We start from the raw sequence: 23249 nt of genomic DNA on the forward strand, positions 1-23249 counted from the left end.
GCCAAAGAAGAGAGGTATTCCCATGGCCACTGCAGCTCCAGGCTCGGGAGTCAACAAGTGGGGCGTCGCCGCGGCCGTGTCGCTCGGCGCCCTGCTCGAGATCATCGACACGACCATCGTCAACGTCGCGCTGAGCGACATGCAGGCCGAGCTGGGCGCCACGCTCAGTCAGATCAGTTGGGTCGTCTCGGCGTACGCAATTGCCAACGTCATCATCCTGCCGCTCACGGCCTGGCTCGGGCATCGGTTCGGCAAGAAGAACTACTTCGTCTTTTCGCTCATCGGCTTCACCCTCGCGTCGGTCTTGTGCGGCCTCTCGACGAGCCTGCCCATGCTGATCGTCGCGCGCATCCTCCAAGGGCTCACCGGCGGTGGTTTGCTCGCGAAAGCCCAGGCCATCCTCTTCGAGACATTCCCCAAAGAAGAGCAGGCGATGGCCCAAGGCTTCTTCGGCATCATCGTCATTTCAGGCCCCGCCATCGGCCCCACGCTCGGCGGCTATTTGGTCACCAATGTGGATTGGCGCTGGATCTTCTTCGTCAACGTGCCGGTCGGCATCATTGCCGTGGCCATGACGATGTACTTCCTCCAGAAGGACCGCGTCGAAGACATGGTGCGGAGCAAAATCGATTGGATCGCCATTGGCCTCTTGGCCGCAGGCATCGGTGCGTTCCAGGCGATCCTCGAGGAAGGCAACGACGAAGATTGGTTCGAGTCGCGCGCAATCATTTTCGGGGCCATCGTGGCGGTGGTCGGCCTCACGGCGTTCGTGGTGCGCGAGCTTCGGTCGAAGAACCCGGTCGTCGACCTGCGCGTGCTCCGCTACCGCTCGCTTTGGGCGGGGAGCATCCTCTCCACGGTGCTCGGGATGACGCTTTATGGCGCCATGTTTGCGGTGCCCATCTTTGCGCAAACATGCATGCATTATACATCCCAGCAGACGGGCATGTTGATGCTGCCCGGTGCCCTTGGCTCCGCGGTGACGATGATCTTCGTCTCCAGGCTGGTGAGCCGGTTCGATGCGCGCGCCTTGCTGGCGTTCGGGGCGGTCGTGCTCATCGGCGCCGTGATTGCACTCACCCGATTGAGCCCGGACACGGCGGAGCGCGATCTCTTTTGGCCGCTGATTTTCCGGTCGGTGGGTTCGGTGCTCATGTTCATGCCGCTCAGCATGGCAACCCTGGGTCCGATTCCGAAGGAGGACGTCGGCACGGCCACGGGCTTCTACAACCTGACGCGCCAGCTCGGTGGCAGCATCGGTGTGGCCCTTCTGAGCACGTTGCTCACGCAACGGCAGCAGTTTCACCGGGCCATGCTCGTGGAGAGCATCGTCCCGAACAGCGTGATGACCAACGAGCGGCTGCAGGGCTTCACGCAGATGCTGGTCAGCAAGGGCATCTCGCTCGAGGACGCGAAACAGAAGGCCCTGGGCCTCCTGGACGGCATCGTCGCGCAGCAATCCTCGGTGATGTCGTTCGGGGACACGTTCTGGGCCACAGCCGCACTGATCATCGTGTTTCTGCCGTTTATTCTCCTGCTCGGCAAGCCCCCCAAGGGCGCCCAAGTTTCGGGAGGTCACTGAGGAACGGGGTCCGTTGGAGGTGAAGAAAAGTTGAGTTAGGCTCCGGACCCCTTTTCTGAGTACGAAACCTTCCCACAACTGCAGGCCAACAATATGACGCAGCGGCCGATCAAAGAATCCAAGGGCAAGTTACTGGTCTTAACTCCGGGCATGGGCGCCGTGGCGACCACGTTCTTCGCGGGGGTGGAGGCCGTCCGACGCGGCAAAGCCCTACCCATCGGGTCGGTCACCCAGATGCAGACCATTCGAATTGGTCCGCGCTCGGAGAACCGCAATCCGCTGATTCGCGATTTCGTGCCGCTCGCACCGCTCGATAGCCTCGCGTTCGCGGGGTGGGACGTCTTCTCGGACGACGCGTTCGAAGCCGCTTCCCGCGCAGAGGTTCTGCGCCGGCACGATCTGGAGGCTCACAAGGAGTTCCTCCATTCGATCAAGCCGATGAAGGCCGCCTTCAGCCGCGACTACGTGAAGCGCCTCGACGGCCCGAACGTGAAGACGGCGAAAACCAAGTTGGAACTCGCCGAGGAGCTCCGCCAGGACATCCGCAATGCGATTGCGCAGCAGAAGGCCGACCGCGCGGTGATGGTGTGGTGCGGCTCGACGGAGATTTACTTGGAGCCGGCCGAGTGCCACCGCTCGCTCGAGGCGTTCGAGGCGGGTCTTCGCGCCAACGATCCGGCCATTTCGCCGTCGCAGCTTTACGCGTACGCGGCGATTCAAGAGGGCATCCCCTACGCGAACGGCGCGCCGAACCTGTCGGCCGACTTTCCCGCGCTGGAGGAGCTCGCGCACGCGAAGAACGTCCCCATCGCCGGCAAGGACTTCAAGACGGGGCAGACCTTGGTGAAGACGGTGCTCGCGCCCGGCCTCAAGGCGCGTTCGCTCGGTCTCAAGGGCTGGTTCTCGACGAACCTGCTGGGCAACCGCGACGGCGAGGTGCTCGACGATCCGGAGAGCTTCAAGGCGAAGGAAGTGACCAAGTCGGGCGTGCTCGACTCGATCCTGCAGCCCGAGGTCTACCCCGAGCTTTACGGGGACTTGTTCCACCGCATCCGCATCCACTACTACCCTCCGCGCGGCGACGAGAAAGAGGGCTGGGACAACATCGATATCACGGGCTGGCTCGGCTACCCGATGCAGATGAAGATCGACTTCCTCTGCCGCGACTCGATCCTCGCCGCCCCCGTCGTTCTCGACTTGGCCTTGCTGCTCGACCTCGCCGGCCGCGCCGGCCGCAGCGGCGTCCAAGAGTGGCTCTCGTTCTACTTCAAGAGCCCCCACGTCGAACGCGGCCACGTGCAAGAGCACGACCTGTTCCTGCAACACCTCCGCTTGAAGAACACCCTCCGCCTCATGATGGGTGAGCAGCCGCTGACGCATTTGGCCGAGCACGACGAATAATCCGTCGCCGACGAAGCTAGAGATCGGATCCGGATCCTCGCGAACCGTGTGGCGAGGATTCGGATCGCGTATCTCGCCGTCACCTCGGCGTTATCGAGCTCGATACAGCCGCAAATCTCCGGCTTCCGCCTCGAGCACGAATTTGCCGGTCAGCGCTTCGTGCACCGCCGGTGCCGACGCGATATCGGGCAAGGGGCCCTCGGCAAGGAAGCATTTGGCTTCGGGGCGGAGGACGTCCCCGACCCATGTGGAGGCCGGGAGACGGCCCGCCGAGATGAGCGCGTGGGTCTGGAAGAAGGGCGCGAGAACGCGGCCGTTGGCCATGTACTCGATGCCGGCGCTGTCGGAGAGGATGACGTCGGAGGGATCCGTGCGGCAGGTCGCGCGGGCGCGCTGCACGAGTTGCGTGCGCGCGGGGAGCTTCTCGAAGGCCTCCAGCACGCCCTCGGCGGAGATGCCGGCCAGCCAGATCGCGTGCGCGATGGCCAAGGCGCCGATGGTCGTGGCGGTTCGTTCGGACCAGGCGGGCCACGGAGCGTAGGCCACGAGGATGACGGCGCCCAAGGCGGGCTCCATCCAGTAATTGGACGCCGCGCCCACCTTGGCGAAGCAAAAGAGCATCCACCCAAGGTTCACCGCGACGGCGAAGAACGCGATGCGCACGCGCGGATCGCGGCGACCGCGCCAGCCCATGGTCAGCACCAACGCGAACGGCCCGAGAAAGAGCAGCCGCCGGCTGACTTGGTCCCACCAGAGATCGAGCCTCAGCGCCTGTCCCACGGAAAGGCGCAGGTGATCCACGAAGCTACCGTCGCTCGCGGCGTACAAGATGCACGCGACGGGCACGCTCACCGCAAGCACACCGGTGAGCGGCGGCAAGAGCCGGCGCAGCAGCGCAGGAACGGAGAAGGGCCGCTCGAGCAGCAGCGCCACAGCCACCCCCGCGCCAAGGCCGACCACATTGGGCTTCAGCCATGCGGCCAGAGCAAAGAGCGCACCACAAAGCGGCCCCGCATGCGCGCGCCGCACCGCGAGGAGCAACGCCAGCGCCGCCAGGCACACCGCGGCCGTGTCGGGCCGCGCGCAGACCGCGAAGGTCGCGAGCAAATGGCTTCCCATGAGGTAGAGCGTCGCGACGGCGACCGCGCGCCGCTCCCGACGCGCGGCAGTCCGCAGGACCAGTAGCAGGGTGCCCATCCACATCAGACCGCCGACGACCCGCCCCAAAAGAGGCGCCTCCTTGGCGGGGAGGAACGAAAGGACCCACGACCAGAGTGGCGGGTAAAGCACGTACGCACGCGTCGGATACGGCCCCTGGTCGAAGGCCCCCGCGAGCGGATCCGTGTACAGCGGCAAGTGCAACCGCAGACGCGCCGCCTCGGAGAGGATCTCCCCTTCCCCGTTCAGCACGGGCCGGTCGCGCAAAAGCGCCACCAGGTAGGCCGTCGTGACGATGCTCGACAGGACGAGGAGCGCCACGGCCACGGCCCAGAGCCGACGTGTCGAGACGAATGTTTTCCAGCGGATCCGCACGCAACCGCTGCGGGAACCTACTTCGCTGTGCGGAATGCCGCAATGGTTCGTCGCAAACCTTCGCGCACGTCCACCTGGGGCTCGTAGCCGATGAGCGCCCGCGCCGCCGAGATATCCGCCAAGGAATCGCGCACATCGCCGGCGCGCTCCGGCCGGTACTCCGGCTCCAAGCGCGTGCCGACCTCCTCGGCCACGTACCGCGCCAGCGCATTGAGCGACGTCCGCTCGCCGCAAGCGATGTTGACCACTTGGCCCGTCAACGCCGAGCGACTCTCGGCCGCCAGCAGATTCGCCCGCACCACGTTGTCGATGAAGCAGAAGTCGCGCGTCTGCTCGCCGTCCCCATAGATGACAGGTCGCTCGCCGGCCAAAGCGGCGCTGATGAAGTTCGGAATCACGGCCGCGTACTGACTCTTTCGGTCTTGTCGCGGGCCGAACACGTTGAAGTAGCGCAGGCTCAACGTCTCGATGCCGTAGAGGCTCGAGAATACGCGGAGGATCTGCTCACCCGTGAACTTCGAGATCGCGTACGGTGAGAGTGGAACGGACGGCATCGTCTCCACCTTGGGCAACGTCTTCGTGTTGCCATAGGCGGACGAGCTCGCGGCGTAGATCACGCGTTTGACGCGCTCCTGGCGCGCGACGTCGAGCACCACGGTGGTGCCCTGCACGTTGGCGAGCATGCTGCGCTGCGGATTCTCCACCGAGCGGGAGACGGATGGGATGGCCGCCTCGTGGAACACCACGTCGACCCCCCGCATGCAGCGCCCGACCGCATCGGCGTCGAGGATGCTTCCCTCGATGACCTCCACCTTGCCCGGGAGGCTTTCCACGTTGGCGCGGCGCCCGGACGAGAAGTCATCCAGGATGCGTACCGTTTCGCCACGTGCGAGCAAAGCCTCAGCGATGGATGAGCCGATGAAACCGGCTCCCCCCGTAACGAGATACGTTGGCATTTTTTTCTGTCGCTCCGATGTACTGCGACCGCTCCTGTTTTCTGCCGGCCATATCAGATGACCGTGCTTCACGTTGGGTCGCTAAATTTCGATTATTTTCGACGCAGCTAAGCCTTTGGAAAAATTGCAATTGTGAAGCGGAACCACCAGGCAGAGGACGATATCTAATGATTTTAACGGAGGGACCAGCGCAATCCGTTGCGCTGAATCCAGCATCTATATCTGTATGCCCAACCCCCTCCCTGAGGATGCTTCCGGACTCTTCGGAGTTTTGAAGCAAGCCTTCCGTATCACCGCGTCGCAATACCGCGATTCGGTGTCGGGCCAGTTCGTTGCGCTCGCGCCCCCTCGCGAGCTCACGCCCCGCGAGAGAATGGAGCGCGCCCGCGTGGTGGCGCGCAGAGCCGCGACTTACTGGAAGAGCGCCGCCGCGCTGTTCGTTCTCGGTGCCATCATCTCGGTCGCCGTCGCCATGAATCTGACGCGCATCTATCGCTCGGAATGCGTCGTCCTCGTCCGCCCGGCCATCAACACCGGCGAGCGCGAAGAGTCTCCGTCCGAGCGCGCCATGAAGCTTGCGCCGAAGCTCAAAGACACCCTCCTGACGCGCACGCGCCTGGAGCCCGTCATTCGTGAGTTCAACCTCTATCCGAAGACGGTGGAATCGAAGGGGATGATCGACGCGGTCGAGGAGATGCGGCTGCACGTCGGCTTCCGCGGACGCGACAGCGAGACCTTCGTCATCTCGTTCGAGGACGAAGACGCCGATCGCACCCGCGCCGTCACGCAGCGACTCGCCGAGTCGACCATGGAGGAGTTCCGCAAGGGCAATCTGAGCACCTCCAAGCAGCAAGCCGAATTCCTCAGCGTGGAAGAAAAGCGCGCCGAGGAAGCGTTGGAAACAGCGAACCGACAGCTCGCCACGTTCCTTGCAGCCCACCCGGAGTTCGCCGCCGAAACGCGGCAAGGTGGCCTCGCCGGACAGGCCGGTGCCGGCTTCGGCGCCGCCGTGCAGGCGCCGCCGCTGATGCCGGGCATCGTCGCGGCGCAACATTCGACCGATCCGCAGCTCGCCTCGCTCTACCGTCAGAAGGCGCGGCTGGAAAACGAAATGCGCGCGCGCGCGAACCCAGGCGCGGCGCCGACGGTAAATGACAGCGTCGCAAACCTCGCCAAAGCGCGTGACGAGGCAGCGCGACGGGCCGCACAGGCTCAGGCGGACCTGGCGGACAAGGTGACGCGCTTCACGGATCAACACCCTGACGTCATTGCTGCGCGATCCCAGGTCGACGCGGCGGCGCGTACGCTGCAGGCGGCCGAGGCCAACCTCGAGGCAGCGAAGAAGGGTGACAACAAGGGTCAGGCGGACGTCGCACAGGTCGCGCCCGATCTTCAAAAGCGGGTGGAAGAAGTTCAGCGTCAGATTGCGCAACGTCAGGCGGAGGTTGCGAAACATGGCGCGGGTGCTCCTTCGGCCGCGGCGGATTCCGCCAAGGCCGCCCCTGCTCCGGAACCGACGAACCCGCTCGTTCTGCTGGAGACCGAGTGGCAACGTCTCTTGCGCGCCACCAGCGATGCGAAGTCGTCTCATGACGATCTCGCCCGCCGCATGGATCGCGCGAGCCTTCGCGCAAGCGCTGCCGAGGCCACGGGCGATGCGCAGATGGAAATCATCGACCCGGCGTACCGTCCCACGCGCCCCGCGCGCGGTGGCCGGACCAACGCTGCGCTGATTGGCCTCAGCCTCACGATGTTCCTCGCCGTCGGATTCGCCTTTGCGCGGGTCGCGACGAATGACACGCTGATCGATGCGTACGACGTCGAGCTTCTCCGGATGATCCCGGTGCTCGGTACGATCCCCAAGCTTCCACCCTCTCCGTCGAGCTCCGTGGAACCTCCCGCTCCAAGAAACTCGGTCCGTTCGGAACCTGCGCCGCCTCCTAGGCCTTCTGGGAGTGGCCCGTCGCAACCGCCGAGCGGAGGAGGCAATACATGCTGATTGAAGATCCCCCCCGAACTTTGGTCCTGTCTCGAAATGAAATTGCCCAGGCAGTGCACGGCGCGGAGTCGCCCGTGCGCATCGTTCCAGCTTGGGCCACCCCCCCCGATACACACGTTCTCATCATGCTCGGCGAGACGGCCCCCGAGGCGGCCGCCTCCCTTCGCGTCATCCGTCACCGGCTCGAACAGCGCCGCTCCGACGGCATGTGGGTCTTCGGCGTGACCAGCCCGCGCGATGGCGAAGGCAAGAGCACATTTTCTGCCCAGCTCGCGCTCGTTCTGAGCGAGTCGCAGCGCGCACGCGTTCTGCTGATGGAGGCCAATTTCCAGAGACCGACCATCGCGAAAATCTTGGGCTTCCGCGTTCCGGAGGGCCATGGATTCTCGACGCAGCTCGCGCGCAAGATGCGCGGCAGCATGGAGCCTTGGACCGTGGTTGCCCTCGGTCCCTCGCTGCACGTGCTGGCCGAGGAGACGGGCGCGCACACCTTCCCGGAGACATTGCACTCTACACATTTCCAGAATGTGGTCGGGTTCCTCGGGCGTGGTTACGATTACGTGGTGGTCGACGGTCCGAGCATCCTCGGGTCGGGCGATGCCAACGTGGTCGAGAACGCGGTGGACGGCGTCATCGTCGTCGCGCAAAGCGCGATCTCGCGCGGTGCCGACGTGCGCGAAGGGGTGAAGCAGCTCGGACAGCGCAAGGCGGTGGGTGTGGTTCTCTGGGATACGGCCGGCGGTCGCAGCGGCAACGTACGACGCAGCATCTCGCCTTGACCTAGAGCCCTCATGCTTCGCGCTCTTTGGCGGAAGGGGCTTCATCGGTGGGTGCCCAGCTGGCTTTTGCAGCGGGGGCGCGCGAACTTGCGTCGCGCACCCTTCGCGAGCGGCACCTACGGTTTCGGTGACAACGGCGTGAAGCACCTTGTCTTCGCCGTTTGCGATCATTATGAACCATTGCACGGGAACGTCACGTTCGAGCAGGGTCTCGAGCGGGTCATGACGTGGCGGCGGCGGTATCCGGAGATGGCGCGTCGCTTTCGCGATGCGAACGGACGCCTGCCCCGTCATTCCTACTTTTTTCCCGGCGAGCAGTACGATCCGCGCTTCGTGGAGCCACTCGCCGAAATGTGTGCCATGGGCCTCGGCGAGGTGGAGGTCCACCTTCACCACGACGGCGACACCCGCGAGACCTTGCGTGCCGCGCTGGAGAAGACGCTGCGCGATCTGGATGCGCACGGCGTCGTGCCGCGCCATCCCAAAGGCACCCCGGCGTGGGCTTTCATCCATGGCAATTGGTGCCTGGCCAACGCCCGGCCGGATGGCCGCTGGTGCGGTGTCGACGACGAGATGGAGCTCCTGTACGAGCTCGGATGTTACGCCGACTTCACCTTTCCCAGCGCGCCCGACCCGTGCCAACCGCACGTGGTCAACGCCATCTATTACCCGCGCGGTGATGTTCGCCGGCGGCGCGCTTACGAAGATGCCGAGCTCGCGCACGTGGGGATGCCACGCCGCGATCGTCTCTTGATGATCCAGGGACCGCTGGCCCTCGCGCGCCGGCCGGGAAAGCGTGCGCTCCGGCCCCTCCGCATCGAGGGTGGCGCGCTCGATGCGCACGATCCGCCGACGCCGGCACGCCTCGACACGTGGGTGCGCCAGGGCGTGTGCGTCGAAGGACGCCCCGATTGGATCTTCGTCAAGGTGCACACGCACGGTGCGCCCGAGGACAACGCCGAGGCGGTGCTCGGCCCGAAGATGGCGGCGCTGCACGCCGCGCTGCACGAGCGCTACAACGACGGCACGCGCTGGAAGCTGCACTACGTGACGGCGCGCGAGATGTTCAACGTGGCCTGTGCGGCCATGGACGGAAAGACGGGCTCGCCCGGGCAGTACATCGACCATGTGATTCCGGCACCGCCACGCGCGGCCTCCGCCACAAAGTTGGCCCACGCGTCCTGAATGGCCGAGGGTCGGCCGATGCAAGACTTTGCCAGTGGATCTGCCTGCGCCGTGTGCGGTGAGCGCGATGCTCGTGCCTTGACCAGCCTGCGTCTCGCCGGTGGTGAACCGGTCGTCGTCTGCGGCACGCACGAACTCATGCATCGGCGTGCCTCCCGCACCGCGCGCAGCATCGAAGAACTCCGCGCGCTTCTCGCCGAGCGCCGCAAGCTCACCGATCGCCGCGCCCCCAACCCCGACGAGCTCGCCGGGGCGCTCACCCACGCCTTCTCGCCCGACCGCCGCGCCAGCGACGACCGCCGCGCAGGCCAGGACTAACGCGTATCGAGTGAGGAACGCCATCGGCCGAACCAGGAGCCGGTGAGAACATCGAGGGCCGCCTCGGCGTCGCTGAGGCGCATCCCCGTTTCCAACGATTCTGCCGCGTCCGGCGCGGAGAGGTGCGTGTCCACCCAGGCGCGCTGCCACTGTCCGAGCAAGGTGAGCACGCGCGCCGCGATGCGCGCACGGGCGTCGTGCCGCTCGAAGCGTATGCGCTCGAACGCGGGTTCGTCGTCCGCATAAAGGATGCGATCGAGCCGCCACGTCAGGCGCGCCTCGAGCCATAGGTTCGCGCCCGCGCTGTCGGTGGTGCGTGGATCGCCCGAGGCCGTCGAATCGATGCGGGCGCTCTCGTCGAAGGCGCGGGCGACGCGCATGCGCGCCTCGGGAAACAGCGCACTCCACCGCGCCCGCGACGCCAGATCGTCCACTCGGGCATCGCCCGGACCGAGCCCTGCCGAGCGCCACGCGGCCAGAACTGCGGACCGCGCCACGTCGCGGGTGACGGGCAGGCTCGCCGCGGAAAATGTCCCGCTGGGCACCATCGCGGCCGCTCTCTCGAGGCGCGGCCGCTCCGCCCCGCGGTGGGCCAGTTGATCGAACGGCAGCTCCAACGTGGCGAGCGCGCCGAAGTCGCGCGTGTGCCCATCCACCGTGTGCGCATAGCCACCGAGCGAGAGCCAACTCGCCCCGCGGTGCTTGGCCACGAGACGCTCCACCGCGTCCGGGTCAATCTCGGGCTCCGGTCCGGCAAACGATTGCGCAAACGCGCGCGTCGGCAGAAAGAGCAACGTTACGAAGAGCAGCAGGCAAATGCGAAGCGGTTCGGGGGAGATGGGCAGGTCCATGCCCGCGCGTAGAACAAGCCGCGTGCCGCACCACACCCCCTGAAATCACCGAGTCCCAGCACCCCCCGCACCGTCCCGGACAGATCGACCCCTGTCCCGGACACCCCCTACCTTACGGTGCCGGGTCGAAGATCACCGTATCGATGCCGAGCTGATAGGCATTGAAGCCCCCGCCGCTTCCCGTGTCCGCACTGACGGCGCCGAGATTCAGCTCCACGTGATCGACCTGGGCGATGGTGCTCGACGGCACGAGAATCGCCATGCTCCTCGTGTCGCTGCCGAACGTCACGCGAAGCGTCCCAATGTTGTTCGCCGTCGCCTCCAGGTTCGATTCCAGCGCCACGTGGACCCACTGGTCGCGCAAGGCCTCGACGTTGCCCACGTTGGCCTGGAAGCTTCCGTCGTCCACGACCACTTGCCTCCCAGCATCGCTCGGGGCCGCAAATTTCAGCCGCAACGAGAAGCAGTTGCCCGCCCCGGACCGCGGACAGAACGACAGCAGCATGGCCACGTACGATTGATTCCCGAGCTCCTGCAGCCGCATCTCGAACGACAGGCTGAATCGCTTCGTCGGGGGCAAGTTCGTCGTCACGAAGGCGTGATCGTTGTCCCCGCTGTCGACGAACAAGAAATTCGGCGGCGATTTCGCTGCGAACGGCGACCCGTTTCGAACCTGCACGACGTCCTGGGCGCCGCTCACGCTCCACTTGTCGTCGCGCACGTTGTTCGATTTGTCGAAGTTCGAGCAGAAAGCCCTCTCCGAAACGCCGGGCGCGCAGCTTGGACGTCCGCCGTCGCCGCCCGAATCGTTGCCGGCGTCCACACCCGGACCACCGTCTCCGCCGACGCCAGGCTCGTTGGTGAACGTATCGCCGCTGCAGGCCACCATGCCCACCACGACGGAGCAAATACCTATTGCAAGAAAGCCCGCCGCACGCATGCCCCAACCATATCCGTGAGCGGTCACGGCGTCTCGTTCACTGTGCCGGCCACGGCCGTCTTCGCTTCCGACACGGCCTTACTCGCGGCGAACTCGCGAGGCTTCGGCTTCGCATTCCACACCCGCGTCGCGAGCAGGAATCCAGCGAGTGCCGCCGGCGCCATCACCAAGGGCCACGCCCACCAATTCTCCGTCACCTTCGCCGCCGCGTCCTTGGGCAACACCTGGCCCAGCACGTAGGCCTGCAATCCCGTTCCCAAGTACACGAATCCGTCGATCAGGCCGACGGCCACACCCACGTTCTTCTTGCCGCCGAAATCCATGCTGGCCGTGCCGGAAAGCATCCCGTGCACGCCGATGATGCAGAGGGACATGAACACCACCAGCCAACCGAGAAGTGGTGTCGTCAGCACAGCAAACATCCCGCCCGTGCCCAGAAGCATGGCGCCATAAAGCACCGCCGACACGGGACCGCGGCGCGATTGGAAGATCCGGTCCGAAATCACACCCGCAAATACGCCGCCCAAGATGCCGGCCACGCACGTCATCATGCCCCAGTGGCTCGCCACGAAGGCTTTGGCGATCCCCGTCTCTTTCGCCATGATCGGGTACCACTGCATGATCGCGTTGCGCAGGTAGCCGCTGCAAAACTCGACCAGCGCGATCGTCATGATCACCGGGTGCTTCAGCATTCGCTTGCCGACCTCGAATACCGAAAGCTGCGGCCCATCGTCGCCCGACGACGTATCGGCCGTGTCGAAATCGGCCTGCCCGGCCTGCCCTGGCGTGTCGCGCACCAGCCATGCATCGAACATGGCCAACGTCAGCAGCAGGAGCGCCGGCACGAAGAACACCCAGTGCACGGGCGCGTGATCCACGATGAACTGCCCCCAATCGAAGGCGAAATAGACGCCCAGCGAAATCAAAATGCCGAAGATGCCCCCGAAGGTTCCGCGCTCGCGCAGGTGAAACCATGCGGCGTTCACCTTCACGATCGAGACCGCGCCAAAGCTTTGAAAATACATGTTCAGCGCGTAAAGCGGCGCGAACACCGATACGAGTGCGTCACGCCGCCCGGACAGGAGCACGAGCCCCATGGCGATGTTGGACACGGCCGCGCCCACCGCGGAGAGCATGATCGTCTTTCGCCCGCCCCATCGGTCCGTGAGGGGCCCGTTGATGACGAAGGCAAACCCATAGACGACGGTGCCGAGCGAAAAAATCGTGCCGAAGTCTTCCTTCGACATGAGCTGCCCGAGCGCGTTCTTGCAGACGGTCAGGTTGTACCGCCCCATGTAGAGGAAGGCGTAGGTCATCCCAACCGGAAACCAGTTGAGAAAACGCCGGCGGCGAAACTCAGGCGAGTGACCGAGCTCCACCCTGGGCAACCGCAACGTGACCAGGGCAATCACACCGAGAAGAATCACGATGGGCAAGAGCTCGCTCATCGCACGGCTTGCTTGAGGCATTACATCCCATACTACCTCTTGCGCCGGCCTCGCGGACTGGGCGACGCTAGGGTCCGATGCGCCACGCCGACCTCCTGGCCCAGATCCCGCTTTTCGAGGGGCTCTCCGACGAGGACCGCGAAGAATTGGCCGGGCGCATGACGGAACGCCACTACGAGCAGGGAAAAACCGTCTTCGCGAAGGGAGAACGCGGGTTCAGCATGTACGTGGTCCTGGCGGGCCGCGTCCAGGTCTTCCTCCCGTCCGAGTCCCCCGAAACGCCGCGCGTGGTGCTGAAGGACATGGGCTTCGGCGAGTACTTCGGCGAGCTTTCGCTCTTCGACGACAAGCCGCGCTCGGCCAGTGTGGAAGCCACCGTCGATGCCACGCTCCTCGAGCTGACCCGCGATGACCTCAGCGATCATTTGACGAAGTCGAAAAATGCGGCCATCGCCATCCTGAGCGACATGGCCGCGCGCCTGCGTGAGACCAACGAGCTTCTCGGTCAGCGCGCCGCGAAGGACGTCGTGAAGGAATTCGAGGGCAACCTCACGTGGGGCCAGCGCCTGGCCGACAAAGTCGCCGAGCTCAATGGAAGCTGGGCATTCATCCTCTTCTTGCTCTTCCTCTCGCTTGGCTGGGCGTTCTTCAATTCGCCATCCTTCGCGGGCAAGCCGTTCGATGAGTACCCGTTCCAGTTTTACAACTTGTTCCTGGCCATTCTGGTCGCCCTTCAGGGGCCGCTCATCGTCATGAGCCAGAATCGGCAGACGCTGAAAGACCGCAAGCAGGCCGAAACGGACTTTCGCGTCAACTTGAAGAACGAAGTGGGCATCGAGAACCTGATGCGCGATCTCAGCGTCTTCCGCAGCGAAACGTTGAAGCGCCTCGATTACCTGGAACGCCTCGCCCGCACCGACCGGATGCGGGCCGAGCTGCCCAACAAGAACGCGCCGCAGCAAACCGGCGCGCCATGGGCCGACGCCAACGAAAGCCGTTCCCGCAGCGCGAAATAGTCTTTCCTGCCTATTTGCTGGCCTTTTCGCGGGCCAGGCGCTGTTTTTCGGCTTTCTTCTTCAGGATGTCCAGCGCCCCCTGCACCTCCTGTTCGGTGAAGGGAAACGTTGCAAATATAGCCTTTTCCTCTTCGAGGGCCTGCTCGATGTCGCGCTTCATCTCCTCGGCACGCCGAACCCACGCCGAAGAATCGAGCTGCTGTTCGCCCAGGATCAAGGTGCGCTTCGTCATGTCGAGCCCCTTCTCGAGGAGCACGCGGTAGCGAAGGTGCATGATCGCGTAGAAGATCGATTTCTGCTTGTCCGTCTTGGTCAGCAACGTGGGCGGAATGGACATCAAGTCGCGGTGGAGACGTTTGTACATCTCGCCCACGCGGTATCCGCTCATGGCAATCCAGTGGGCATCGACGGAACGCATCGCGTCGCCGTAGGCGGCTTGCGCATCGAGTAGGCCTTGGCAGCGCGCCTCCATCTTCGGCAGAAAATCCGGCGATACGGCGGCCGCGGTGGGAAGCTCGCCGTTTGCCGACGGCTTTACGAACTGAATTCGCTCCGAGCGCGTACGCCGGATTTCCCCGAGCGCAAATCGCAATTGCGAGGCCGCGACCGGAAGGCGCCCGGTCATGCCATAGCGATGCTCCTCCACCAAATCGAGCCCGTTTTGCACGTCGATCATCGCGCGCACGTCGTCGCCCGCCTCGATGCGCGCAAGCCCGCGCGCTCCGAGCCCCGTCATACGGTCGACAGGGTCGAGATCTTCGCGCGCGAGAAGCGCCTCCGCCGCGTCGCCCAAATCCTTCCACTGTTCCAGGTACACATCCAGCGACAGCACACGCAGCCACGCAGGCCGCGCCACCTTGTCGCGGGGAAAGCGCTGCGCCGCCTCGCGAAATCGATCGCGCGCCCGCTCGCGATCCTCGAGCCCTTCGTAAGCGCTGGCCAGATCGAACAGCACGGACGGTGCCAACGACTCCTGCGGCGGAAGTCGAACCAGCGTTTCGAAGATATCGGCCGCTTCTCGCCAACGTTGCCCGAGAAGTGCGCGCTCACCGCGCTCGAAAAGCTCTTTTTCGGAGCCATCGAGGGTGGGGGTCACAATCTGTGTAGGCACACGAATCGGCGGCGGAGGCTGCGTCGGCGCCACGGGCGCAGGGCGCAACGGCTGAGCGCCACATCCAAGCAAACATCCGACCGCGACCGCTCCCAGCCACGAAGCCGAGCGCCAAAATGACAGTCTTTCCATGGGAATACGAATCATGGTCCCCGCGTCAACCCAACGAACACATGGTGAGTCTGACGCAAAGCGCGAGCGCGGTCATCATCCCAAGTACGTCCGGCTAACCGGAAAGGAGCTTGAAAAAAGGTACGGCCGCTCGCCAGAAAGACGGGTGGCGCGGCCGGGCGTTGGGTTGACGTCGCGCTATATTGTCTTAGCGTTTTGGAATCACCGCCAGGAGGACCCATGAAGCGAATGGATCGGAGCTCCGTGAGCGATTTGGAAGCACAGACGCGTGAACTCGAGCATCAAATTCACAAGCTCGAGCGGAGGGGTTTTCATATGACCCCCACGGAGCAAGAGCAGGCGACACGTCTCAAGAAACTTCGCCTGATAAGTAAGGATCGACTCGCCTCAATTCGTTGACGAGAACACTTCGCATACGGGCCCCGCCGCGCCCAGCCGGTCTGGTTGGGGGGCGGGAGCCTAGGGCGTTCAGTAAGTGCCTCCGATGAGCTCCAGTTTCCTGAACGGAACGCTGACACCTCGTCAGCAGAGTCAGGAAAATAGAGAGAGCTGGAGGATAGATTTACGCCGGGGGTGAATTGACCGCCGCGTGGGTGCAGATTAACGTTTGCGTCGCTTTGAAGCTCGTGTCCGCTGTCTCGCCGGCTCGAGGAGACCACACACGTTGAAAACCACCCCGCAGCCAGCCCCCGAAGACCCGGGTGCGCCGCCGCCACCGCCATCCACCTCTGGATCTGGTGGCCCGGCGCCATCGGTTCAGGACGTCGGGCGCCCGGCGATGGTTGGGCGCGCTGCTCCGTCGGACGCTGCGGCCTCAGATCCTGCAGCCGTGGGCTTGCCACAGCGTTTCGGCAAGTACACGCTTCTGCGCAAGCTCGCGACGGGTGGCATGGCGGAGCTTTTCCTCGCCTTGCAACGCAGCGTCGCGGGCTTCGAGAAGCTCGTGGTCATCAAGCGCATCCTTCCAAGGGTGCAGCAAGATCGCGCCTTCATCGAAATGCTGCTGCACGAGGCTCGGGTCGCGGCCACGCTGTCGCACCCGAACATCGTGCAGATCTTCGATGTAGGTCAGATCGACGGCACGTACTTCATCGCCATGGAGCACGTGCACGGCGAGGACATTCGGTCCATCGCCCGCCAGATGAAGCGAAAGACGCTCCCCGGCTACACCGAGCTTCCGCTGGAGCATGCACTCAGCGTGATGCTCGGTGTCTGCGCCGGTCTAGCGTACGCCCACGAGAAACGTGATTTCGACGGCACCGCACTCAACATCGTGCACCGCGACATCTCGCCGCAAAACGTGGTGGTCACGTTCTCGGGCGACATCAAAATCGTCGACTTCGGCATCGCCAAGAGCGATCGTGGCCTTCGTTCGGACACGAGGAGCGGCAAGCTCAAAGGTAAGGTCCCGTACATGTCCCCCGAGCAGGCTCGGGGCGAGGACATCGACGCCCGGAGCGATATTTTCTCCGCTGGCGTGATGCTCTTCGAGCTGACCACGGGAAAACGCCTCTTCAAGTCCTCGAGCGAGTACGAGACGCTGAAGTTGATCTGCGAGCGCGAGTACCCGTTTCCGTCGGACATCGTGCCGGACTATCCCGCGGAGCTGGAGGCCATCGTCATGCGCGCCCTCGCGCGCGATCGTGAGGACCGGTTCCGCACCGCCCGCGAGATGCAAGCCGCACTGGAAGACTTCGTGCGGCGCGAGCAGATGATCGTGAGCCCGATCGGGCTGCAGCATTTCATGCATTCGCTATTTGCCGACAAGCTGGTCTCGCAGAAAGAGGCGCTGCTTCAGGGCAAACAGCTGGCCGAGGCGATAGACCTGCAGGCCGGAGACCTGCCCTCGAGCGAGAAGGAATACTTCGGCGCGCACCTCAGTGCGCCCGCCGCCTCGCACACCGTGACGAATGCCGTCGCGCCGTCGGGTCGCGTTCTTCCATGGGCCTTTGCCGGCGTCGTCACCTTGGCCCTGGTCGTCGTATCCGGGACGACGTTCTTCGCGAAGGGCGCTAGGCCCGCGGAGACCACCGCGTCCCTGCCGCAGTCCGTCCAGCAGCCTGTCCCGCAGCCTCTCCCGCACAACGCCGCACTGGCCGCGCCCTCGATGCCCGAGCCGACCGAAGCACCCGGAGCGGCCGCCGTGGATACGCCGGACGTGCAGGCCGGCTCGGGGCCGCAGCGCGTTGCGGGTCCAGCGGCTTCGGCACCTCTCCATACTGCTCAGGAGCATGCGCCAGCGCGGGCGAGCGCCCCCGGCAAACTCAACGTCGCTGCCGCGGGCGGTTGGTGCGAGGTTTCCGTCGACGGAAAATCTTTTGGCCCCACTCCCGTGGCCTCCATCGAATTGGCCGCCGGATTTCACCGGGTCACGTGCACGCCGGCGGAGGGCAAGGCCCAGTCAGCCAACGTCCGCGTTCCGCCCGCCGGCACCGCACGCCACCGCTTCCAGTTATGAAGAGAGCGCGAAGGGGCGCGAAGCCGCTTCTCCCCGGAGCTGCCACGCCTTTGTTACACATTAAAAGCTGCGCCGGAGCGCGAATCTGTTCTTGAACGGCTGGCCCGCGTAGCGTAGTAACCGCGAATAGTTGAAGCGACTTGCAATCGGCGGCCCCCGCGCGAGGCAGTGAGTAACCCCCCCCGGATTGTAGCGGGCGCGCGAGCGAAGAGCCCCGGCGCCAAGAGGAGTAGCCATTGAACGACGTGTCGCGAGAGTCCCCGCCGCCCGACACCTGGACCAATGATGACGCCAAGGAGCTGTACCTCATCGATCGATGGGGGGCCGGCTACTTCGACGTCAACGATGACGGCAACATGACCGTGGCGCCGCTGCAGGAGCGCGGTCGAAAAATCGCCCTGCACGACGTGGTCAACGACGCGCGCGAGCAAGGCCTGCGCACGCCACTGTTGATTCGGTTTCAGGATCTGTTGCACCACCGTGTGCGCAACCTGAATCTCGCGTTCCAGGCCGCCATCGCGGAGAACAAGTACCGCGGCGTCTACCGCGGCGTGTTCCCCATCAAGGTGAACCAGCTGCGCGAGGTCGTGGAGGAGATCCTCGATGCCGGCCGGTCGTTCCACCACGGCATCGAGGTTGGGTCCAAGCCGGAGATATTCGCTGGACTGTCGGTCCACACGGACAACGACTCCCTCATCGTCTGCAACGGCTACAAAGACGATGCGTACATCCGCATGGCGATGATCGGCCGCAAGCTCGGCAAGAAGGTCATCCTCATCGCCGAGAAGCTCTCCGAGGTGCGCTCGATCTTGCGCATTGCGGCGGAGATGAACGTGGATCCACTCATCGGACTGCGCGTGCGCCTCTCGACCAAGGGCGCCGGGCGCTGGGCCACCTCGGGCGGAGAGGATGCGAAGTTCGGCTTGTCCACGTCGGAGATCCTCGCGGCCACGGAGCTGATGAGGCAGGCTGGCAAGACGTCCGCCTTCAAGCTGATTCACTTCCACGTCGGCTCGCAGATCCCGGACATCTTGATCATCAAGCGCGCCGTGCGGGAAGCCGCCCGCCATTACGCCAAGCTCCGCAAAATGGGGCACCCCATCGAGTACATCGACGTGGGCGGCGGCCTGGCCATCGACTACGACGGCTCGCGTTCGACCTTCCATTCCTCGATGAATTATTCGGTCGAGGAGTACGCGCGGGACATCGTCTACAACATCATGGACGTGTGCGACGACGAGAAGGTTCCGCACCCGGACATCGTGTCGGAGTCGGGCCGTGCGACGGTGGCGCACCACTCGGTGTTGGTCATCCAGGCCTTCGGGCAAATCGAGAAAGTGACGCCGGGCCCGCTCAACGGAGCGCACGACGATCACAAGCTGGTGAAGAACCTGCTTCACACCCTCGAGCACCTGACGACGGAGAACCTGGGCGAGTCGTGCCACGACATCCTCCAGGTGAAGGAGGAGTCCCAGAAGATGTTCGATCTGGGTCTGCTCAATCTGGACGTGAAGGCGCGGGTGGAGACGCTCTTCTGGCAGGCGGCCGAGCGGATGCAGAAGCTCGCCTCGCAGCTCGATACGAGCGAGGTGCCGGACGACATCACCGAGTTGGGCAAGCAGCTGGTCGACCAGCACATTTGCAACTTCTCCGTGTTCCAGTCGCTGCTCGATCATTGGGCACTGGGCGGCTTGTTTCCCATCGTGCCGATTCACCGCTTGAACGAGCGGCCGACGCAGCAGAGCACGTTGGTGGACATCACGTGCGACTCCGACGGCAAGGTGTCGAAGTTCATCGACTTGAGCGACGTCCGCGACACGCTGCCGCTGCACACGCTCGACGACAAGCCGTACTACCTGGGGGTCTTCTTGACCGGCGCCTACCAGGACATCATGGGCGACATTCACAACTTGTTCGGCCGCGTCAACGAAGTGCACGTCTTCCTCGATGATGACGAGGATTGCGGCTACTACCTGGAGGAAACCATCGCGGGCAACAGCATCCGCGAGGTCCTCAGCATGACGCAGTACGAAGCGCGCGAAATGGTCGCCAAGTTGAAGTCCCAAGTCGACGCCGCGATCAAGCAGGACCGCCTCCGCCCCACCGAGGGCATGCGCCTGCTCGCCGACTTCGAGCGCGGCCTGGCCGATCAGACGTACCTCAGCTTCGGCTGAGCCCAGAAACCCCGCTAGCCGACGCGCTTGAAGCGAAGTCGGTGAATCGGCAAACCGTCCGCGATGGCCCGCTTTTCACGCGGGCTTTGCGCGTTGTAGGGGTTCTCGGCGAGGAGCGGGCTGCCCTCGGTGTCGCCGAAGGGGACGAGGAGCGGGCACGCGCGGATCTGCGCTTCGTACTGCACGGCGCGCTCTTCGACGTCGGTCTGAACGAAGAGCTCCCCGTTCGGTTCGAGAACGCGCGCGATTTCGCCGACGACGTCGCCCTGGACCACCAGGCGCTTCGCGTGGCGCTTCTTCCACCATGGATCGGGGAAGTGCAGGAACACGCGACGGAAGGCGCCGCTGGGCACGAGCCGCGGGAGAGCGTGGCGCGCGTCCTCGGCGAAGATGCGCGCGCGCGGGCCAAGTCCAGCTTTGGCGAGGCGCTGATCCACGATGGTGGCCCACTTGCGGCGCACCTCGAGCCCGACGAGGCCCGCGCCGGGGACGGCGGCGGCGCGCTCGAAGACGAAGACGCCACGGCCGGGGCCGATTTCGAGCTCGAGCCACTCGCCGGCCACCAGGGATTTGGCCTCCACATGGTCGCCTTCGGGAAGGCGGGGAGCATCGGCATACGGGCGCGGAGGGCGCGGGGGACGGGGCTCGGACATCGGGCCCACGCCTTACTCCGAAGCAAAAGCGGTTCGCAAGCAGACTGATCGCTAGATATTCAACCCTGCCGACGAATTTCTCTAAACCCCTGGGGAGCGGCCGGCATCTAGGGCACAGAATCCGCGATGACCGTGCTTGGCCTTCCCCGATGGACTCTCTTTGCCGCCTCTGCGGAGAAGGTCGCCCCGCGCGAGCGCGGGATCTCCGGACAGGACGTCCCGGGCGAGCCATTGGTGCATGCCGCGCTTCGCGGGGATGTGGCCGCCTTCGAGCAGCTTTATCGCAGCCACGTCGGGCGCGTGCACGCACTCTGTCTGCGACTCGTCGCCGACAGGGCGCACGCCGAGCAGCTCACGCAGGACGCCTTCGTGCGCGCCTGGGAGAAGCTGCGCAGCTTCCGCGGTGAAAGTGCTTTTGCCACGTGGCTGCGTCACGTCACCGTGAACGTCGTCCTCGAAGACCGACGGGCCACCGCGCGCCGAACGCGGCGCATCTTTTCTACGGCCAACGATGCCGTCTTGGAATCGCCTTCCACGCCACGTCACGACGACGCGGCCCTCGATTTGGAGCGCGCACTCGCGCGCCTTCCCGAAGGGCCGCGCACCGTCTTCGTGCTGCACGACGTGGAGGGCTATCAGCACCAGGAAATCGGTGAGCTCCTCGGCATTGCCGAGGGCACCTCGAAGGCCCACCTGCACCGGGCCCGCACCCTCTTGAAGGAGGTGCTCCGATGAGCACACCCTGCGACATCACGGAGCTGGAGCTCCAAGCGCTGGCCGATGGCGAGCTCGCACCCGAACCGGCACGCGCGCTCGAAGAACACGCCCGCACGTGCACGCGCTGCAGCGCTTTTCTCGAGGAAGAACGCGCCCTCGCCGCGCGCGTGGGTGCTCTGCCGCGCGCCATCGAGCCGGCGCCCGAAGTATGGCGCGCCATCGAGTCACGCATCGAGGGGCCGCGCGTTCTCAAAGGACATGCTCGATGGCGCATCGCCGCGGGAGGATTCGCGCTGGCGGCAGCCGCTGCACTGGCCATCGTGGCGTCGCGCCCCGCGACGAAGATGCCGCCGCAACAGACGGTGGCAAGCGTGCCGGCTCCTCCTTCTCCTCCTTCCCCGCCGCCTGCGCGCCCGTCGATTCCGGAGAATCTCCCGGAGGAAGCCCCCTACCTCGCAGCACTCGCCACCCTGGAGGCGGATTTTGCGAAGGGCAAACACGCCCTGCCCGAGGCCACCGCACGCAGCGTGGAGGAAAACCTCCGAACCATCGACACCGCCATCGTTACCGTGCGCACCACGCTCGAGAACAGCCCGGACGATCTCGATTTGAAATCGCAACTCTCCGACCTTTATCAGCAGAAGATCCGCGTCGAGACCGACGTTATCGATCTTACGGCGAGGATCTAATGCACAAGCTTCTTTTCATCGCATCGCTCGCTTGCCTCTCGTGCGGGGCTGCGTCCGTGCATGCGCAGCCCGCGCCGCCGCCCCCTCCGGCAGCACCGCCTGCGCCGCCTGCACCGCCGGCTCCGGCGCCGTCGTTCCACGTGAGCGCAGCATCGCCGAAGGGCACCGTCACCATCGATGTCGTCGGTGCCAACTTGAACATCATCGGCTGGGCCAAGCCCGAGGTCAGCGTGAAAGACACGTCGAGCTCGACCCCGCGCATTCAATTCAGCGTCAATGGCGATCGCACCACCGTGCGCTCCAGCAGCGGCGGTGCCCTCGAGGTACGCGTGCCCGCGGCCAGCGCCGTCGAGGTACGCAGCTCGAGCGGCGACGTGCAAGTGCGCGACGTGACCGGTGCGCTGCGCGTGGACACCATCTCGGGCGCCATCGAGCTCGCCGGCGCGCCGCAGTCGATTGCCGCACGCACGGCGAGCGGCGACGTCAAAGTCGAGGCCAACACCACGCAAACCACCGTACGCACGCTCAGCGGCGAAATCCGCGTGCGCGGCGTCCGAGGCACCGCGTCGCTCGACAGCGTGAGCGGTTCCGTGGCCCTGAGCGGGAGCTCCTTCGCGCGGGTCGACATCCACAACACGTCCAGCGACATCTCGTTCGATGGACAGCTCGCCGCGCAAGCCTCCTTCGAGGCGCGCAGCACCAGCGGAGACGTACGGCTCGTCTTGCCGTCGTCCACCAGCAGCAGCTTCGAACTTCGAAGCTACAGCGGATCCATCCGCAGCCAACTCGGCGGCGTACGTACGGGCGACAAGCAGCTCGACTTCAAAGTCGGCACGGGGGCATCGACCGTACGCGTTCAGACCTTCAGCGGCGACATCGCCATCGACGTTCGCAAATAGAAGCCACCCCGGCGGTACCAAACCGGGGCAGTGCAGGAGAGATCTTCCATGAATACGTGGATTATACACATAAAAGCGGTCACCGCCGCGCTCGCGGCGCTGGCCACGTGTCATGGCGGAAGCTTCGAAACACGCAGCAGCGCCCCAAGCCCGCCCCAAGCTTGGCGCGGCCGCGCGCAAGTGGTCGACATTCGCGCGGGCAACGGCGAAGTGCACGTCCATTCCACCCCCGGTGACGAGGTCGAAGTCCGCGTCCATCCCCTCGGCGGAGCCGACGGCGCGATGAAAATCGCGCGCCACGGCCGCACCGTCATCGTCTACGCGCGGGACCTCGGCGGGGGCGATGTCGAGGTGCACGTTCCCCGAGGGGTCGCCCTGCGCGCTTCCGCCGACGACGGCTCGTGATGC

At 65.0% G+C, this 23249-nt stretch carries 20 protein-coding genes; 13 read left to right on the forward strand and 7 right to left on the reverse strand.

Translation table 11 applies throughout. The features are described 5' to 3' along the window. Positions 1 to 22: 22 nt before the first annotated feature. Together LZC95_40040 and LZC95_40045 are read left to right on the forward strand one after the other, a co-directional pair. Positions 23 to 1582: a DHA2 family efflux MFS transporter permease subunit gene (locus LZC95_40040; protein ID WXA92626.1), complete on the forward strand. Its 1560-nt coding sequence runs from the start codon at positions 23 to 25 to the stop codon at positions 1580 to 1582. A 93-nt stretch (positions 1583 to 1675) separates the two neighbouring features. Continuing rightward, complete coding sequence (locus LZC95_40045) at positions 1676 to 2983, forward strand: inositol-3-phosphate synthase (GenBank protein WXA92627.1); 1308 nt, start codon at positions 1676 to 1678, stop codon at positions 2981 to 2983. A 90-nt stretch (positions 2984 to 3073) separates the two neighbouring features. Here LZC95_40045 and LZC95_40050 read toward each other — a convergent pair whose 3' ends face one another. Together LZC95_40050 and LZC95_40055 are read right to left on the reverse strand one after the other, a co-directional pair. Then, positions 3074 to 4468 carry a hypothetical protein gene (locus tag LZC95_40050; GenBank protein WXA92628.1) on the reverse strand — a complete coding sequence of 465 codons (1395 nt, stop codon included), beginning with the start codon at positions 4466 to 4468 and terminating at the stop codon, positions 3074 to 3076. A gap of 65 nt (positions 4469 to 4533) precedes the next feature. After that, positions 4534 to 5472: an SDR family oxidoreductase gene (locus LZC95_40055; GenBank protein ID WXA92629.1), complete on the reverse strand. Its 939-nt coding sequence runs from the start codon at positions 5470 to 5472 to the stop codon at positions 4534 to 4536. Positions 5473 to 5743: 271 nt separating this feature from the next. On the opposite strand from LZC95_40055, the gene LZC95_40060 reads away from it, so the two are divergent. The 4 genes from LZC95_40060 (at position 5744) to LZC95_40075 (ending at position 9753) form a co-directional block, all read left to right on the forward strand. Then, positions 5744 to 7471 (forward strand): hypothetical protein, encoded by a 1728-nt coding sequence (locus tag LZC95_40060; protein ID WXA92630.1) that lies wholly within the window; start codon positions 5744 to 5746, stop codon positions 7469 to 7471. After that, positions 7465 to 8250, forward strand: a complete 786-nt coding sequence (locus tag LZC95_40065; GenBank protein ID WXA92631.1) for a CpsD/CapB family tyrosine-protein kinase — start codon at positions 7465 to 7467, stop codon at positions 8248 to 8250. Before LZC95_40060 ends, LZC95_40065 begins: the two co-directional genes overlap by 7 nt. Before the next feature lie 51 nt (positions 8251 to 8301). After that, complete coding sequence (locus tag LZC95_40070) at positions 8302 to 9435, forward strand: hypothetical protein (GenBank protein ID WXA92632.1); 1134 nt, start codon at positions 8302 to 8304, stop codon at positions 9433 to 9435. A 78-nt stretch (positions 9436 to 9513) separates the two neighbouring features. Beyond that, complete coding sequence (locus tag LZC95_40075; GenBank protein WXA92633.1) at positions 9514 to 9753, forward strand: hypothetical protein; 240 nt, start codon at positions 9514 to 9516, stop codon at positions 9751 to 9753. Here the strand turns inward: LZC95_40075 and LZC95_40080 are convergent. The 3 genes from LZC95_40080 to LZC95_40090 form a co-directional block, all read right to left on the reverse strand. Beyond that, the gene (locus LZC95_40080) at positions 9750 to 10604 is read right to left on the reverse strand and encodes a hypothetical protein (protein ID WXA92634.1); all 855 of its coding nucleotides are present in this window, start codon (positions 10602 to 10604) and stop codon (positions 9750 to 9752) included. The genes LZC95_40075 and LZC95_40080 overlap by 4 nt on opposite strands. Before the next feature lie 112 nt (positions 10605 to 10716). Next, complete coding sequence (locus tag LZC95_40085) at positions 10717 to 11571, reverse strand: hypothetical protein (protein ID WXA92635.1); 855 nt, start codon at positions 11569 to 11571, stop codon at positions 10717 to 10719. Beyond that, positions 11568 to 12992 (reverse strand): MFS transporter, encoded by a 1425-nt coding sequence (locus LZC95_40090; protein WXA92636.1) that lies wholly within the window; start codon positions 12990 to 12992, stop codon positions 11568 to 11570. The genes LZC95_40085 and LZC95_40090 overlap by 4 nt, the downstream gene beginning before the upstream one ends. 77 nt (positions 12993 to 13069) lie before the next feature. Between LZC95_40090 and LZC95_40095 the strand changes: the two genes are divergently transcribed. Further along, positions 13070 to 14008 carry a DUF1003 domain-containing protein gene (locus tag LZC95_40095; protein ID WXA92637.1) on the forward strand — a complete coding sequence of 313 codons (939 nt, stop codon included), beginning with the start codon at positions 13070 to 13072 and terminating at the stop codon, positions 14006 to 14008. Positions 14009 to 14018: 10 nt separating this feature from the next. Here the strand turns inward: LZC95_40095 and LZC95_40100 are convergent, their stop codons facing one another. Then, complete coding sequence (locus tag LZC95_40100; protein ID WXA92638.1) at positions 14019 to 15152, reverse strand: hypothetical protein; 1134 nt, start codon at positions 15150 to 15152, stop codon at positions 14019 to 14021. A 928-nt stretch (positions 15153 to 16080) separates the two neighbouring features. Here LZC95_40100 and LZC95_40105 point away from each other — a divergent pair. After that, positions 16081 to 17709 (forward strand): protein kinase, encoded by a 1629-nt coding sequence (locus LZC95_40105; GenBank protein ID WXA92639.1) that lies wholly within the window; start codon positions 16081 to 16083, stop codon positions 17707 to 17709. A gap of 245 nt (positions 17710 to 17954) precedes the next feature. Next, positions 17955 to 19883 carry a biosynthetic arginine decarboxylase gene (gene speA / locus LZC95_40110; GenBank protein ID WXB00262.1) on the forward strand — a complete coding sequence of 643 codons (1929 nt, stop codon included), beginning with the start codon at positions 17955 to 17957 and terminating at the stop codon, positions 19881 to 19883. A 14-nt stretch (positions 19884 to 19897) separates the two neighbouring features. Here speA and LZC95_40115 read toward each other — a convergent pair whose 3' ends face one another. Continuing rightward, positions 19898 to 20536 carry a tRNA (guanine-N7)-methyltransferase gene (locus tag LZC95_40115; GenBank protein WXA92640.1) on the reverse strand — a complete coding sequence of 213 codons (639 nt, stop codon included), beginning with the start codon at positions 20534 to 20536 and terminating at the stop codon, positions 19898 to 19900. Between the two features lie 126 nt (positions 20537 to 20662). Between LZC95_40115 and LZC95_40120 the strand changes: the two genes are divergently transcribed. Genes LZC95_40120 through LZC95_40135 form a run of 4 tightly spaced genes read left to right on the forward strand, consistent with a single transcriptional unit; the run spans position 20663 to position 23246 of the window. After that, entirely contained in the window at positions 20663 to 21271 is a 609-nt protein-coding gene (locus LZC95_40120; GenBank protein WXA92641.1) for an RNA polymerase sigma factor, read from the forward strand. Continuing rightward, complete coding sequence (locus LZC95_40125; GenBank protein WXA92642.1) at positions 21268 to 21942, forward strand: zf-HC2 domain-containing protein; 675 nt, start codon at positions 21268 to 21270, stop codon at positions 21940 to 21942. The genes LZC95_40120 and LZC95_40125 overlap by 4 nt, the downstream gene beginning before the upstream one ends. After that, positions 21942 to 22841: a DUF4097 domain-containing protein gene (locus LZC95_40130; protein WXA92643.1), complete on the forward strand. Its 900-nt coding sequence runs from the start codon at positions 21942 to 21944 to the stop codon at positions 22839 to 22841. Before LZC95_40125 ends, LZC95_40130 begins: the two co-directional genes overlap by 1 nt. A 48-nt stretch (positions 22842 to 22889) precedes the next feature. Then, a complete protein-coding gene (locus LZC95_40135; GenBank protein ID WXA92644.1) occupies positions 22890 to 23246 on the forward strand; it encodes a hypothetical protein in 357 nt (118 codons plus the stop codon). Positions 23247 to 23249: the final 3 nt, after the last annotated feature.

This window comes from Sorangiineae bacterium MSr12523 (assembly GCA_037157775.1).
Classification (GTDB): domain Bacteria; phylum Myxococcota_A; class Polyangia; order Polyangiales; family Polyangiaceae; genus Pendulispora; species Pendulispora brunnea.